The organism is Paenibacillus foliorum (assembly GCF_013141765.1).
GTDB lineage: Bacteria > Bacillota > Bacilli > Paenibacillales > NBRC-103111 > Paenibacillus_S > Paenibacillus_S foliorum.
Window position 1 is genome coordinate 1 of record NZ_WHOD01000080.1, and the last position, 12,931, is coordinate 12,931.

13 protein-coding genes and 4 pseudogenes are annotated in these 12,931 nt (G+C 41.0%); 2 read left to right on the top strand and 15 right to left on the bottom strand.

What is annotated here, in order from left to right; translation table 11 throughout:
- Positions 1-85 precede the first annotated feature (85 nt).
- The 13 genes and pseudogenes from GC093_RS21545 to GC093_RS21605 all read right to left on the bottom strand — a co-directional run bounded on the left by GC093_RS21545 (position 86) and on the right by GC093_RS21605 (position 10,534).
- Entirely contained in the window at positions 86-439 is a 354-nt protein-coding gene (locus GC093_RS21545) for a hypothetical protein (RefSeq protein ID WP_171653977.1), read from the bottom strand.
- A 179-nt stretch (positions 440-618) separates the two neighbouring features.
- On the bottom strand, positions 619-1,215 hold the full coding sequence (locus GC093_RS21550; RefSeq protein ID WP_171653978.1) for an SIR2 family protein: 597 nt from the start codon (positions 1,213-1,215) through the stop codon (positions 619-621).
- Between the two features lie 205 nt (positions 1,216-1,420).
- The gene (locus GC093_RS21555) at positions 1,421-2,143 is read right to left on the bottom strand and encodes a glycerophosphodiester phosphodiesterase (RefSeq protein WP_171653979.1); all 723 of its coding nucleotides are present in this window, start codon (positions 2,141-2,143) and stop codon (positions 1,421-1,423) included.
- A gap of 18 nt (positions 2,144-2,161) precedes the next feature.
- On the bottom strand, positions 2,162-3,190 hold the full coding sequence (locus tag GC093_RS21560; protein ID WP_171653980.1) for a CehA/McbA family metallohydrolase: 1,029 nt from the start codon (positions 3,188-3,190) through the stop codon (positions 2,162-2,164).
- On the bottom strand, positions 3,187-3,651 hold the full coding sequence (locus GC093_RS21565; protein WP_171653981.1) for a hypothetical protein: 465 nt from the start codon (positions 3,649-3,651) through the stop codon (positions 3,187-3,189). Before GC093_RS21565 ends, GC093_RS21560 begins: the two co-directional genes overlap by 4 nt.
- A 21-nt stretch (positions 3,652-3,672) precedes the next feature.
- Positions 3,673-5,061 carry an extracellular solute-binding protein gene (locus tag GC093_RS21570; RefSeq protein WP_171653982.1) on the bottom strand — a complete coding sequence of 463 codons (1,389 nt, stop codon included), beginning with the start codon at positions 5,059-5,061 and terminating at the stop codon, positions 3,673-3,675.
- 90 nt (positions 5,062-5,151) lie between these two features.
- Complete coding sequence (locus GC093_RS21575) at positions 5,152-6,006, bottom strand: carbohydrate ABC transporter permease (protein ID WP_171653983.1); 855 nt, start codon at positions 6,004-6,006, stop codon at positions 5,152-5,154.
- A gap of 20 nt (positions 6,007-6,026) precedes the next feature.
- Entirely contained in the window at positions 6,027-6,911 is an 885-nt protein-coding gene (locus GC093_RS21580) for a carbohydrate ABC transporter permease (RefSeq protein WP_171653984.1), read from the bottom strand.
- Positions 6,912-6,954: 43 nt separating this feature from the next.
- Positions 6,955-7,341: a substrate-binding domain-containing protein gene (locus GC093_RS21585; RefSeq protein WP_312886587.1), complete on the bottom strand. Its 387-nt coding sequence runs from the start codon at positions 7,339-7,341 to the stop codon at positions 6,955-6,957.
- A 134-nt stretch (positions 7,342-7,475) separates the two neighbouring features.
- A complete protein-coding gene (gene iolG, locus GC093_RS21590) occupies positions 7,476-8,516 on the bottom strand; it encodes an inositol 2-dehydrogenase (RefSeq protein ID WP_171653986.1) in 1,041 nt (346 codons plus the stop codon).
- Positions 8,517-8,806: 290 nt separating this feature from the next.
- Entirely contained in the window at positions 8,807-9,010 is a 204-nt protein-coding gene (locus tag GC093_RS21595) for a substrate-binding domain-containing protein (RefSeq protein ID WP_312886588.1), read from the bottom strand.
- Positions 9,004-9,183: pseudogene (locus GC093_RS37080) on the bottom strand (D-ribose ABC transporter substrate-binding protein); the annotation flags it as partial. The gene GC093_RS21595 and the pseudogene GC093_RS37080, both read right to left, overlap by 7 nt.
- A 334-nt stretch (positions 9,184-9,517) precedes the next feature.
- Positions 9,518-10,534: a LacI family DNA-binding transcriptional regulator gene (locus tag GC093_RS21605; protein ID WP_171653989.1), complete on the bottom strand. Its 1,017-nt coding sequence runs from the start codon at positions 10,532-10,534 to the stop codon at positions 9,518-9,520.
- A gap of 204 nt (positions 10,535-10,738) precedes the next feature.
- On the opposite strand from GC093_RS21605, the pseudogene GC093_RS36940 reads away from it, so the two are divergent.
- Together GC093_RS36940 and GC093_RS21610 are read left to right on the top strand one after the other, a co-directional pair.
- Positions 10,739-10,881 (top strand): annotated as a pseudogene (locus GC093_RS36940) (ISNCY family transposase); the annotation flags it as partial.
- A gap of 479 nt (positions 10,882-11,360) precedes the next feature.
- A pseudogene (locus tag GC093_RS21610) lies at positions 11,361-11,785 on the top strand (transposase); the annotation flags it as partial.
- Between the two features lie 97 nt (positions 11,786-11,882).
- Here the strand turns inward: GC093_RS21610 and GC093_RS21615 are convergent.
- Positions 11,883-12,419: a hypothetical protein gene (locus tag GC093_RS21615; RefSeq protein WP_171653990.1), complete on the bottom strand. Its 537-nt coding sequence runs from the start codon at positions 12,417-12,419 to the stop codon at positions 11,883-11,885.
- A 126-nt stretch (positions 12,420-12,545) separates the two neighbouring features.
- Positions 12,546-12,608, bottom strand: a pseudogene (locus GC093_RS36670) (LuxR C-terminal-related transcriptional regulator); the annotation flags it as partial.
- Positions 12,609-12,931: the final 323 nt, after the last annotated feature.

A 12,931-nucleotide genomic window follows, 5' to 3' on the forward strand; every position in this document is an offset into this window, starting at 1 on the left:
GCGAGAAACAAATATTTACGTAAGGTAGAATCTCCTCGTTTCGATATGACGATCTGTCCCTTTCGTTTTCCCGACGTACTTTCAGCTAGATTACTGCCTTAATAAATACTTCGTTCACAAGCTTATACTTATAATTAGAAAATTTGCTTTCCGAATTAGCTACAGCATCTAACTCATCAATCAGAGATTGAAAAGTATTATCATATACTGTGATAAGTCCATTTTCTTTATCATAATTTGCTTCGATATTTAAAACATCAATTATATCTTTGAGTCGAATTTTGTTTAATTGATTAAGCAGAGTCAATTTTTGATAAAAGTAATCTATATTTAGTTCTTCATATTCATCTGCTTTTTTCAAATAGTTTAGAAATGAATATAACTGTATTCCTTTTTTATGTGATAATCCCACAGGGCTAATCTCTCTAAAATCCGACATTCGTATAGCTTCCGAATAATAAAGAATATTGATCCCTCTATTTTTGTAATAGTTAAACTCAAGTAGATCAATAGAAGACTTATCAATATTTAAAAAATAAGCGGGCTGGAAGTCCTTTTTCAACACATCCTTGACCCATTGAAAAATTAATTTTACATCGATATCATTTACAGCGTAACCTACGAAAGCACTACATGTGTTGAGAGTAAGGCTTTAATGTAGTTTTCAATCAACTTGAAATTTGTGGAAAAGGATGAATAATCATCCTCTTTTAATACAATATTCTTATTTATTAAATCACCATGCATCTTAATTACCATATTACTGTTTGGCGTATAGGGCAGATCCTCGTCCTTAGACACTATATCATAAAAAACTCCTTTTTCTCTTGCAGCATCCTCAATTAGTTCATCATAATTTATTGTAATAAAATGACAAGGTTTTAATTCAAGTATAATAGAGTGAATTGGGTTTGGTGTAGTTGGAACATTAAATATGTTGTTGATTAAATCATAATACTCTTTATTTCCACGAGCGTTATAATAATATTGTGGAATTTTCAAATAGTCATCCTGACTTATATTTTCTACACTAATACCAATACCATCAGCCATTTTTTTAATCAAGTCCCACCAAGTTGGTAAACCTGAATTTGCCGAAACTCCAGCACCAACAAACACAATTAATTTATTTGAGTTAATAGCTTCTCGAATCACTCTTTTACTTTCCTTAATAAACGCTTCCACAAGATCGATCCTCGCTTTCTGTCCTTCCATTTATGATATAGTGAGTTATTGGTTTGCTTTTCAAACTGCTCAACTCCAAATTATCATCGATTGATATTACAATATTAGGTGCAGTAAAATACAAAAAGGACTTACGGCGTGTAATCCACCGATAGTCCTGAATAATTCTCCGATACACAGTCGCTTAAGCGCAATCCATACCTGCGGCGGCTGCCCAATAATTATTTGTCTCGGATTAGCCTTGCTTTTGTAGCTCTGCCAGCTCTACGACCGATTTGGTAGTAATAGCATCTACCCCCATCCGGATAAACCTTATCATGGCCTCAGGATCGTTAACCGTGTATACCCATACTGCAAGACCCGATGCATGAGCAAGCTCAACTATTTCTTGACGGCATGTTGTATAATCCATATTCAAACCATAATAACGACCAAGCACGACCTCTTCGCATACTTTAACCGCATATAACGAATAGTTGTCTCTCTCTTCGGTAGTAAATTCTTTTGGCGTGTTGAATACCACCTGAATATCAGGGTGACGGTTAGTAATGTTTTCGCTGCAGCCAGTAATATAAACCTGATCCACCACATTAAATTGTTTCACCAACTTAATAGTAGGTTCGATTGTATCCGGAGTTTTTATATCCAAATTTAATTTTACATCGTACTGCTTGACGATTTCCAGGATGTCGGTCAGCTTAACAATTTCGTAATTCTCGTACAAAGGACTGAGTTTCGTCCTGACTTCATATTGATTGAGCTGTTCATAAGTGCATTCGTGAAGATACGGGGAATCGTCGTGAAGCAATACGACAGTTCCGTCTCCACCTACTCTCAAATCGACCTCTACAATATCCGCACCCAAACGGATCCCTTCCATAAAGGACTCCATAGTATTGTCCGGCGTATTCCCACATCCTGTATGTGCAGCAATTTTCGGAAACGACGGTTTCCCCATTTTCAATCCCTCCACAAATTATTGATGCTGTTCAAAATAAATCGGATTCGTAAAAGCAATCATCGTAATACTGTTATGAAAAGCTCCATGGAGCTCTGCCCTGAGCCAGATGAGCCCCTCTACCCTAAGCCCGCATACGGCTGCAGATTCATTTCGTGATAGGTTCAGCTCAGCAATTTGTCCTTTATTACTCATAAGCAGTACCCTGAGCTCCTGATCGGCCAACTGCCAATGCTCTGCCCTTGCGGAAAAATCAACTTCAACTCGAACCCGAGCTGTATCTGCAACCTCCACAACGTGTACTTCTTCTCCAATACCATATACACGATTTGTGGAGTCTAGTTGAACCGAGCATTGTAGCAAGGGACCCATTGTTACACTTATTGTACCATCTCTGAGCGCATCGACGGCTGCTTTTTCCAAATCTAATTGCTCTGGAGCTGCACTCTCCCTGGTTTCCATGCTTAAATACGTAACAGCTATGGGTTCCGTTACCTTCTTTGAAGATACATGCCAATCCCGTCCACAGACCCCGGATATCCGATACCCTTGGTTTAACATGTCCGTCCACAGCTGAAAGGCCCTTTGGTTACTGTTCATAATGGATGGAAAGGTATAGGACCAAACCTCAATGTAATCGATGTCCTTCCAGTCCGAAATTTCATATTCCCAATAACAGCCTGTGCATAGAGGACTTCCAACCCGGTAAGGATGAGCAATGCCGACGACCCCGCCTTGTCGGTGGACTCTTTCGATTCCTCTATGAATATCCTTAATACCGAGGTCTCTCCAATCTAAATAGTCTACAATTCCAATCGCAAGCATATGACCGAAGAACGTGGTCCACTCCATGCCGCGTATGATTTGCAGCCCAGTTTCCAACTCGACTTGATCTCTTTCCAAAAGAGGTGACATCGTATTGTGATCTGTCATTGCGATTCCGAACAAACCAAGCTCCTTAGCGCTGTTCGCAAGCTCGAGCAGTGAATGTTCCCCATCGCTGTGAAACGTATGGGTATGCAGTTCATAAGGAAGCCATTGCTTCATAGAGCTTCATCCCCTTCCCATACCCTCAGCTTGAAGCTGCACGTTGCCGTCACTAGCGCATGAATGCTTAGCGTAATTGTCCAATTTCCTTGAATTGGCAATCCCGGCATGAGACCAGGCGAAGCCGAGTCAGCGGCAAGAAACAAATGCTGCTCTGCATCCTGCCGGTGGCACGCCCCCCTAAAACCGTTAGGGTCGTCGACGGAAACTGTAATTAAATTTTTTAATGGAAGATATCTTTTCCAGCCATCCTCCAGAATGGGATCGTTACTATCGCTATATTTCAGTAAGCTGAGTCCGACGATCTCCTTAGACAACGTTTCATTGTCCAAGGTTTTGGGAGCATAGCTAAAATCAATATTCAGCTTACGGCATAAATCCGAAACGGCAAACGAATAAGTGATGTGGGTCTGTGTCTGGGCAATCGCCAGTTTCTCCTCTACTTCAAGTAATAGATTCATGGTTCCACCTTTATTTGCTTATTATTTTTGTGCTGCCAGCCAAGCTGTCGATTCTTTTTGCGCTTTCTCTAATGCGGCTTCAACTGTCGATTTCCCAAGTAGTCCTTCTTCAACAGACTCGGACAAAATATATCGAGGTTGGCCGGAACGGTAAGGATATCGTGGCGCCCAAAGCTTACCCATCGATTCCAGTTCAATCATCGCATGTGGATTTTTTAGTATTTGTTCCCACTTCATTGCCGACTTCGTAACAGGTAGGAACTGGGAGCTTTGCTCATCCCACATATATTTCTGGAAGAAATCGCTCGCGCTGAACTTCAGAAATTCCCAGGCCAGCTCCTTGTTTGCGCTGTTTTTGGCGATCGAGTAAGGGCTGCCCGCGAACATACCACCCATATTCTTCTCTTTATTAACAAACAACGGGGCAACCCCATACTGATCCTGCAAGCCTGCAGCGTAAATCGTGTCTACAAAAACGGGCTGTACACGAATATGAATGGCAATATCATTATTAGCCGTTCCCCATTTTTCGCCGCCCTGTTTCACCAGTGTTCCTTTGGGCGCATAGGCGTTCAAATCACTCATCCACTTCAGCCCTTGTAGCATCTGAGGAGAATTAAAGTTGACTTCCATTCCTTTAAATAAAAACCCTTTGCCCCAGGAACCGCCGAATGCCTCGGCTGCATTGATGACCGAATCTGCAGAATCTGCACCGGCGTAAAAAGCACCATAGTTTTGTTTGCCGGTTTTAGGATTCATTCCCGTCATTTTTTTAGCCTTCTCCAATATTTCCTCAGGCGTCGGATTTTTCGAAAGCTCTTCTACGCCCCATTCCTTAAAAATCTTTTTGTCGTAGGCAATAACTCTCGTGTCTCCAATAAAAGGAAGTCCGTAGATCTGCAACTCTTTATCTTTAGGTCCCATTGCCTTCCAGCCTTCGACCTGATTGTTGATAAAAACACCGAGATCAAATTTGTCTTTCTCAATATATGGCGCTAGAGGCTCCAATAAATCCTGACTGGCCAGATTCGCAATCCCCGGCACCTGAAATACATCTGCACCGTTTGAGTTCAGCATCGCATCTGTTTTTTGAACATAGCCATCCCAGCCCAGCAGGATAAATTCTACTGTAGTGCCTGGATAGAGCCGCTCGAATTCTTTTTTCAGCACCGACACGCCTTTGACTTTTTTACCGGAAATAGGATTAGTCTTATCATCCATGCTGAAATCACCTATTAGCTGTACTTTAAGTGTGCCGGACCACTTCTTATCTGAAACCTTAGCTGTGGTTTCATTAGCCTGAACGGGTTTCGTTTCCGTCTTGCTACTGCACCCTGCCAATACCTGCATCGCGAATACGGAAAGCAGTACACCTGCCACCAAACCTTTTTTCGTCTTATTATTATCCATACATGACACCCTCTCAGAATATGTTTTTTGTAAAACGATTAAACCTTTCATATACACAGAGATACGGCTACATCCAATTGCTTACCACAGTCACTCTCCTTTCAGTCCGCTTAAAGCGATACTTCGTATGATATATTTCTGTAAAAAAAGAAACACAATAACGATCGGTAAAATACTCGCTGTCGCAAGTGCCATAGTTAGACCACCCAAACGCGTCCCGTTTTCAAACGAGAAGCTGGCGAGAAATAGCGGAATTGTCCTTAATGCATGATCATTAATAACGACAAGCGGCCACAAGAATGCGTTCCAGCTATCGAGAAAGGATAGGATGGCTAATGTCGCGGTGATTGGTCCGGTCAGCGGCAAATAGATTTGGAAAAAAGTCCTCTTTTCGCTTGAACCGTCAATCTGGGCAGCCTCCCGCAAGCTGTCAGGCAACTGGTCGAAATACTGTTTGGATAACAAAATACCAAAGCCATACAAGATTGCTGGTGCAATCAACGGAACATATGTATTAATCAACCCGAATTTATTGAACATTGTGAATAAGGGAATTAACCTGGTTTCCATCGGAATCATCATCGTCCCCAGCACGATTAAAAACAATATTTTTTTACCGCGGAATTGACCTTTGGAAAAGGAGTACCCTGCCAGAAGCGAGCTGAATACACTGAGGCAAACGGCACAAACAGCGACGAACCCTGAGTTCAAATACGAATAAAAGAGTGTACCATTTTCCATGACAAGTTCAAAGTTAAAAAAAGAAGGCTGACTCGGAATAAATGTCGGTGGAAAAGGCGGCTGCAAATTGGCCGTGCGCTCGAGGCCGATGCTAAGCATCCATAGGAATGGAGAAATCATAATCCCACTCAAGGCAAGAAGAACAAAAAAGACAACGCTTTCAACTAGTGTAGGTTTTCTTGAGATGATGCTCGATGTTTTCATGATGACATTTTCCTTTACTGTTATATTTTCATCTTGGTAAGTTTAAGATTCAGTACGGTGAAGAACAGAATGATAGCAAATAACACGTAAGCTGCCGCCGAAGCAATGCCATACTCCGAACCTCCAAAGCCTCTTTCATATATAAACCCGACAATCGTATGAAGAGAGCGTGCTGGGCTGCCTTGAAGACCTCCCAGTAAATAAACGTCGGTGAACCGCTGCAGTCCAGATATCCAGCCGATCACGATTAGAAAGGAAAAGGTTCCGTACATATTGGGGATCGTAATATACAGCCATTTTTGAATGCCAGTAGCTCCATCGATGGCCCCAGCCTCATAAATTTCCTCCGAAATCGCCTGCAAATTAGCGAGAAAGATGATCACGACAAAGCCTAGCCAGTGCCACGAACCGAGTAAAATAGCTCCCCAACGTGCACTCGATGGCTCAGCAAGCCAGACTGAAGTAGGAAGTCCCAGCATCGAGAGGAAATAATTCAACAGGCCAAATTCAGGATGCAGCACGAACAAGAAAAGCATGGAGGCTGCTACAACGGATGTGATGTATGGAATGAACAACAGAATCTTAAACAAGTTTTTCCCCCATTTAAGCTCTGTGATTAGCGATGCCAGTATAAATCCAAAGGGGATAGTCAAAAGAAGCTGAAAAAATCCCATATAAAAAGTGTTGTACACTGCTTTCCAGAAAACATTGGAGGATAAAACCGTTTTATAATTTTCGATTCCCGCCCATGTTTCTATCGCTCCTCTGGACACATAAAGACTGAGTCGTAATGATTCGAAAACGGGGTATACCATAAATAACAAGATTCCGAGAAAGGTTGGCAACAAGAATAAATACCAGATGAGTGAACTGTTTTTGTGCCGATAAGTTTGACTTCGCATCATGTCTTAGCTCCTTTTTTTTGTTTAAAGCTGCCTTCGTGTTCCGTTACAATCTGCTGCTGACCGGACCTGTCGTCCCGCCTATGATCAGTTTCGGCTCATACTCCACTTTCATCGGCAGCTCTAATTTTTGTATCAAGCGGTTCAGAATGTGAACGGCGTCCTGACCCATCTTTTCTTTTTCCGTAAGAACCGTAGTTAGGGACGGGTTGGAAAGTGCGGCAAAATCGATATTATCCGATCCAATGATGGATACGTCCTGCGGTATTTGAAGCCCTTTCTCCATCATGATACGCATAGCTCCCAAAGCGAGCATATCGTTTGTTGCGAAAATTGCGGTAGGAAACTTTATCATATGAGTCTGGGAACGTCCCCGCATGGATGAAAAACCAATACAGCCATCATTAAACAAGGACGTCGGAGAAAAATACATATGTTCCTAATGAATGTCACAGCCCAGCTCAAGCAAGCGATTATAAAAGCCCTCATATCTGAGGTGATGACTCCGATGCTCCTGCGGTCCGGCAATAACTCCAAATTGCCATCGCTTCCTAACAACATTTGATTTTAGTATGTTATTTTGGGCAATAACTCCGAAATCTTCACGATACGATTCTCTGCAGCGGAAAGTTTGGCTGCTTCAGCGATTACTGTTGCATAAAGTCCATCTTTACCAGTAATTTTCACAGTAGTATCATTCTGAATAGCACTTATGAACTCGCGAATTTCAGTAGCATAAGCATCACCGTAACGATCCTTGATTGTCACAAGCGGTTTTTCTCCGATAATGCCTTTTGCAGAGTGTAATACTGCTTGTGAGAACACGTCATTTTCAACCGTTACTGTGCCATTAGTACCAAATACTTCAGCACGCTGGTCGTAACCATAAACAGCTTGCCAGCTATTATCGATTAAGGCCATAGAGCCATCTTCAAAACGAAGGATGACAGCGATTGTATCTGCTCTGGTTATGATTGGATTATCCTTGTTGATCAATTTGCTGCCTGTTGCAAATACTTCTACAACCTCGCTATTATTCAGGAATCGCGCCATGTCAAAATCATGAATGGTCGTGTCTGTATAAATACTGCAATGCTCGCCTCCGGGAGCCGTAAAATATTCGATCGCCGGCGGAATTGGGTCACGGGAGGTAAGCTTTACAATGTGTACATCTCCAACTTCCCCGGAATCGATATAATTTCTTGCTTTAGCAAAATTTTTATCAAAGCGTCTATTAAAGCCAAGTTGGAGCTTAACCCCTGCCTTTTCAACCTCCTTCATAGCCTCAACAATTTTATCAATATTGTAGTCAAACGGCTTTTCACAGAAAATATGCTTGCCATGTTTGGCCGCTTCAATGATAAGGTCGCCATGAAGTGCTGCAGGAGCACAAATGATTACGACCTCGAGTTCCGGATCCTTCAACATAATCGAATGATCCTTTTCAGCCAAAGGATAACCCAAATCTCTGGCCCATTCGTTGTAATGATCTGGAAATGCATCTGCTACATGTTTCAAGTGTGCCGTAGGGATTGCCGAAATAATGTTCTCGATGTGTACTTTGCCAACAGCACCTGCACCAATGACTCCAATTGTAGTCTTTCTCATGGATTTCTCACTCCTTTATGTTTTCTGCATATTATTCCGGTGAAAACTCCTCCTTAGCAATGTGCCTGATTATTCTTGCTAAGGAGGAATTTACTCTAAACCACTATCGATATTCCTTTTATTTTTCTTGATTATTTAACGTTTTCTTTGGTGAGAAGCTCAACTTTTGTAGCAATCACTTTATCCACTTTTTCGCCTTTGAGAATCTTTAAAGCTGTTTCAAGAGCTACTTTGGACATATCGTCCGGATATTGGGCTACGTCACCCAGCATTTTTCCGTTTTTAACCAGTTATTGGGCTTCATTCGAACCGTCAAATCCGATAACTTGTACCTGACCTTCTAAATGGGCCTGTTTAATTGCTTCGAGCGCACCAAGTTCACTATCGTCAGAAGCCGTGTATACAATAGTAACGTCAGGGCGAGCTGTAAGGATGTTCTGCATAACGCTGAAGCCTTGATCACGTGACCAGTCAGTCGGCTGCTCTGCTATGATTTAATATTGGGTGAACCTTCTAAACCAGCCTTAAAGCCAGTTAACCGCTGATCACCTGCCACTATACCGGGAATGCCTCCGAGAATTGCAACATTAGCGCCATTCTTTGAGAAATTATATTTAACGAATTTGCCTGCAATTTTACCGCCTGCAAAATTATCCGTACCAATGAAAGCTACATGTGTGTGTTTTTAAAGCAAGTATTAACTCTTCATCTAAGGCCTAAAATGTTTCTTTAGATAGTCTATCGATTCCGTGGCAAATGTATATATCCATTCCATCGTAGGTTCCCCCTTATCCGGTTGAAACGGGTTCGGTCCGGGGGCAAGACATTCGACCGTAATATATCCATTGAATTCAGCTTGTTTAATTCCGGCGGATATCACCTTACCAAAGTCGGTATGCCCTCTGCCCAAAAGGCCAGCTACAAATCGAAAATTTCCACTTTTGAATAGTCCTTTCTTATTTAGGCTCCATCCAATGGACAAACATTTCTTTAAATTCATTTTAGGATAAACTTTTTTCATTTCGCGAGGTAGTTCCTCGCACCACAAGTTCGGGTGACAACACGATTCGCTGCTTCACTTTCTTAGACTCATTGATTTCATCACATAATAGTTCAATTACTTTCTTTCCCATATCATGGATTGGCTGTGCTACTGTAGTAATTGGCGGATCAAACATGGATGCCAGAATCGTGTCGTCAAATCCGACAACTGAAAGGTCCTTTGGCACATGAAACCCCAGTTCTCGTGCACCCCTTATCGCACCAATCGCTAATACTTCAGTAGATGCAAAGATAGCCGTCGGGGGGTCCGGAAGATTCAACAGCTCTTGCGCCGCGCGTATTCCATCTATATAAGTAGCATTATTTTTAATCACTAATTTTTCATCATACCTGATTCCCGCTTCCTCAAGTGCCTCTTGATACCCCAAAACCCTTGCTTTAACCGCCGGAAAATTAACGTCCTCGGTAATCATGGCTATCTTTTCATGTTCAAGTTCTTTAAGAAACCAGGTTGCCTGATAAGCTCCCAAAAAATCGTCTACCACTACAGTATTCACAGCAAGTGAAGGGACATCTCTAGAAAGCATGACCACCGGAATCTTACTATCGATCAATTCTTTAATCGCATTATCATTTTTTAATCCCGTAGCAATGATAATCCCGTCTATATACTTCTGCTTTAATATGGAAATGTATTCAATTTCTTTGTCTAGGTCATTATCGGTACTGCAAATAATAAGACTGAAACCTAGAGCTCTACCACAATCTTCAATACTCCTTGCAATTTCCGCCATAAAGGGATTCGCAATATTAGGTACCAGAAGCCCAATTGTTTGGATACGTTTTTTAGTCAAAGCCGAGGCTACGACACTAGGTTGGTATTCTAACTTGCGAATTGTATCCAAAACCTTCATTTTCGTCTCTTTTCCAATACTGCCTGTTTTATTAATCACTTTAGAAACAGTTGAAATAGCCACGCCAGCTTCCTTAGCTACGTCATATATTGTAGGCTTCATAAACTTACTCCTTTCCCACAACAACTCATTGTTTTCTGTTAACGACTTTCTTTCTCGATTTATTTTAATATCGCCATAAGGAAAGTGGTTTCCTTGAACAAATCCAAAATATGCCCACTCGTATTCAAAAGTTAATTAGTTTCCCCTGAAAAAGTCGGGGGGATTTTAACAAAATTAAAAGGAATTCTGTACCTCAAAATGGAAGAAGGAAATCTCTCTGAAGATAAATTGCTCGTTCCTGCCATCGAAACCCACATAAAGCAATTCGGCAAAGCGCCGCAGGGTAGGCTGTAGCCACCAACCGTGAATTTTCGAGCAAGAGAATTCGACTTTTTCAGGAGCAACTAATTAGTTAATGAATCAGAAAATAATAGCGCATACAACTGCCCCTCTTTCTTTTACCAAGCGCTTATAAAATTATTAATTAGGAAAGCGCTTTCCCTTTCCTGTTATTCTTAATTTACCTTTTAATTCGAAACATGTCAACACAAAAAACATCTTTCCAGCCTGTGAAATTAACAATCAAAGCTATATGTCTCGTATTTAATAGGCATATATTCTCTATTTATGTTAAATTTAGAGGGTCACATAAAAAAAAGGAAAGTGCTTTCCTTTTTATGCTGTCGTAGTTTTTTTCCTGTCTCCATTTGTTCAAATCATTCAGCAATAGGTTCCAACTCTACTGCCTCGAGCAGCAGTATAGACTGATCATTAACGAGAAAAAAGTATACCGGTTCTGCCACGAGCTTGACATCCTTCAACCACAGCGGTATAAACGGAATCAGTATCCAGAAAGCTAGCGAATAACCACGGACGCAAGAAATAAGAAGAATTTGAGTTTAATAATGATGCAGGTATGTACGTATGTCAGGCCGGTCATATGGCGATTCGAAAAGCACGGCAAGGGAAAAGAGGGGTTGGAAAAAACCAAGTAGATACCTATTACTTCGATGTAGAGAAATGCAAGAGATGTCCATTGAGGGAAGAGTGCTATACGATGGGGCCAAAAGCAAAACGTACTCGGTGAGCATGAAATCTGATGAACACAAGGAACAAATGGCGTTTCAAGAAAGTGAGTACTTCCAGGAGAAGTCGAAGGAACGCTACAAGATTGAAACAAAGAACAGCGAACTCAAGCACAGGCACGGGTATGATGTAGCCACTTCCTCGGGTCTATTAGGCATGGAGTTGCAAGGAGCCATGGCCATATTCGCGGTGAATCTAAAGAGAATATTGAAACTGATTGACTAAGAATCTCTGAACAAACAGAGCTCTACAGAGTGAAAAAGACTACATCTACCCAAAAAAGTGGAGTAGACGTCGTCTTTTTTCATATCGAACTTTTACATCAGAACAAAAACACAGCTTTTTCAGTGGCCTCAAGTGTTGCGGGAGTTTTATTTGGATGAGGCAACAAGGATGAACCCGCATTTGTTGTATGCGCAAGCGATACCAGGAGGTACGCTTCTAAATTCGCAAAAAATAAACAATCAGTCAGAAAAATTTTGTCATCAATTTTTAGTCCATTTATGAATTTGCTTCTTCTGTCAAAGACATCATGTAGACGAAACGATATAAGTTTGAATTCATTTCCCCTAAAAAAATCATGCTCTAATATATAAGATGCATTCAAATCATCGATAGATGTTTCTTTAATCACACAATTATGTCTTTGTACATATGCCCTAAACCAATAATCAAACGCATGCCCAACATAAGTACTTGCTCTACCATTACTTGGAATTTTGATTGGAAGTTTTTTGGGAAGAGGTATGTCATCTGCTAGGCTTTGGTAGCATAATTTAAGATTTGGTAAAATACCAAACAATTCTTTTATTTTTTGTCTTGATTGAGTAAAGTCACTAAAGACATGAATATCCACCAACTTCCATATTATCTCTCTATATAATATTTTAGTTAATAGTTTATTACCAGATAAATCAATGAAGATATATCAACACCGTAACGCATTCTACTTACAAAGTTGAGCCAAGTATGTAATTTCAAACCACATTACATTGGATATATGGTTACACACCGTTTTCTCGCTGATAAACAGTTGCTGTGCGATGTCCATTATAGCAATTATAGAATGCTTCCCGCGGCACCTTAATAATCACCTCATTCAACTTTATTCACTACCTCGCCCATCTCATTCATCTGGGCCAAGTTATACTAAATCCTCCCTAAAAATAGTCATGCTACGACAACGAACTTCGAGAATCTTTTTAACTGAATTCGGATAATCTATTAATATATCAGACATTCAAGGAGGTGCTGTGATTGAAAGAGATTATTCAAAGTTATACCCGCACTACTGACAAATTAACTGAAGTATTATTTGAACTAAAACCATCGGAAATTCGGTTCGAGATAGAAGACGAAGATTCCTTGACC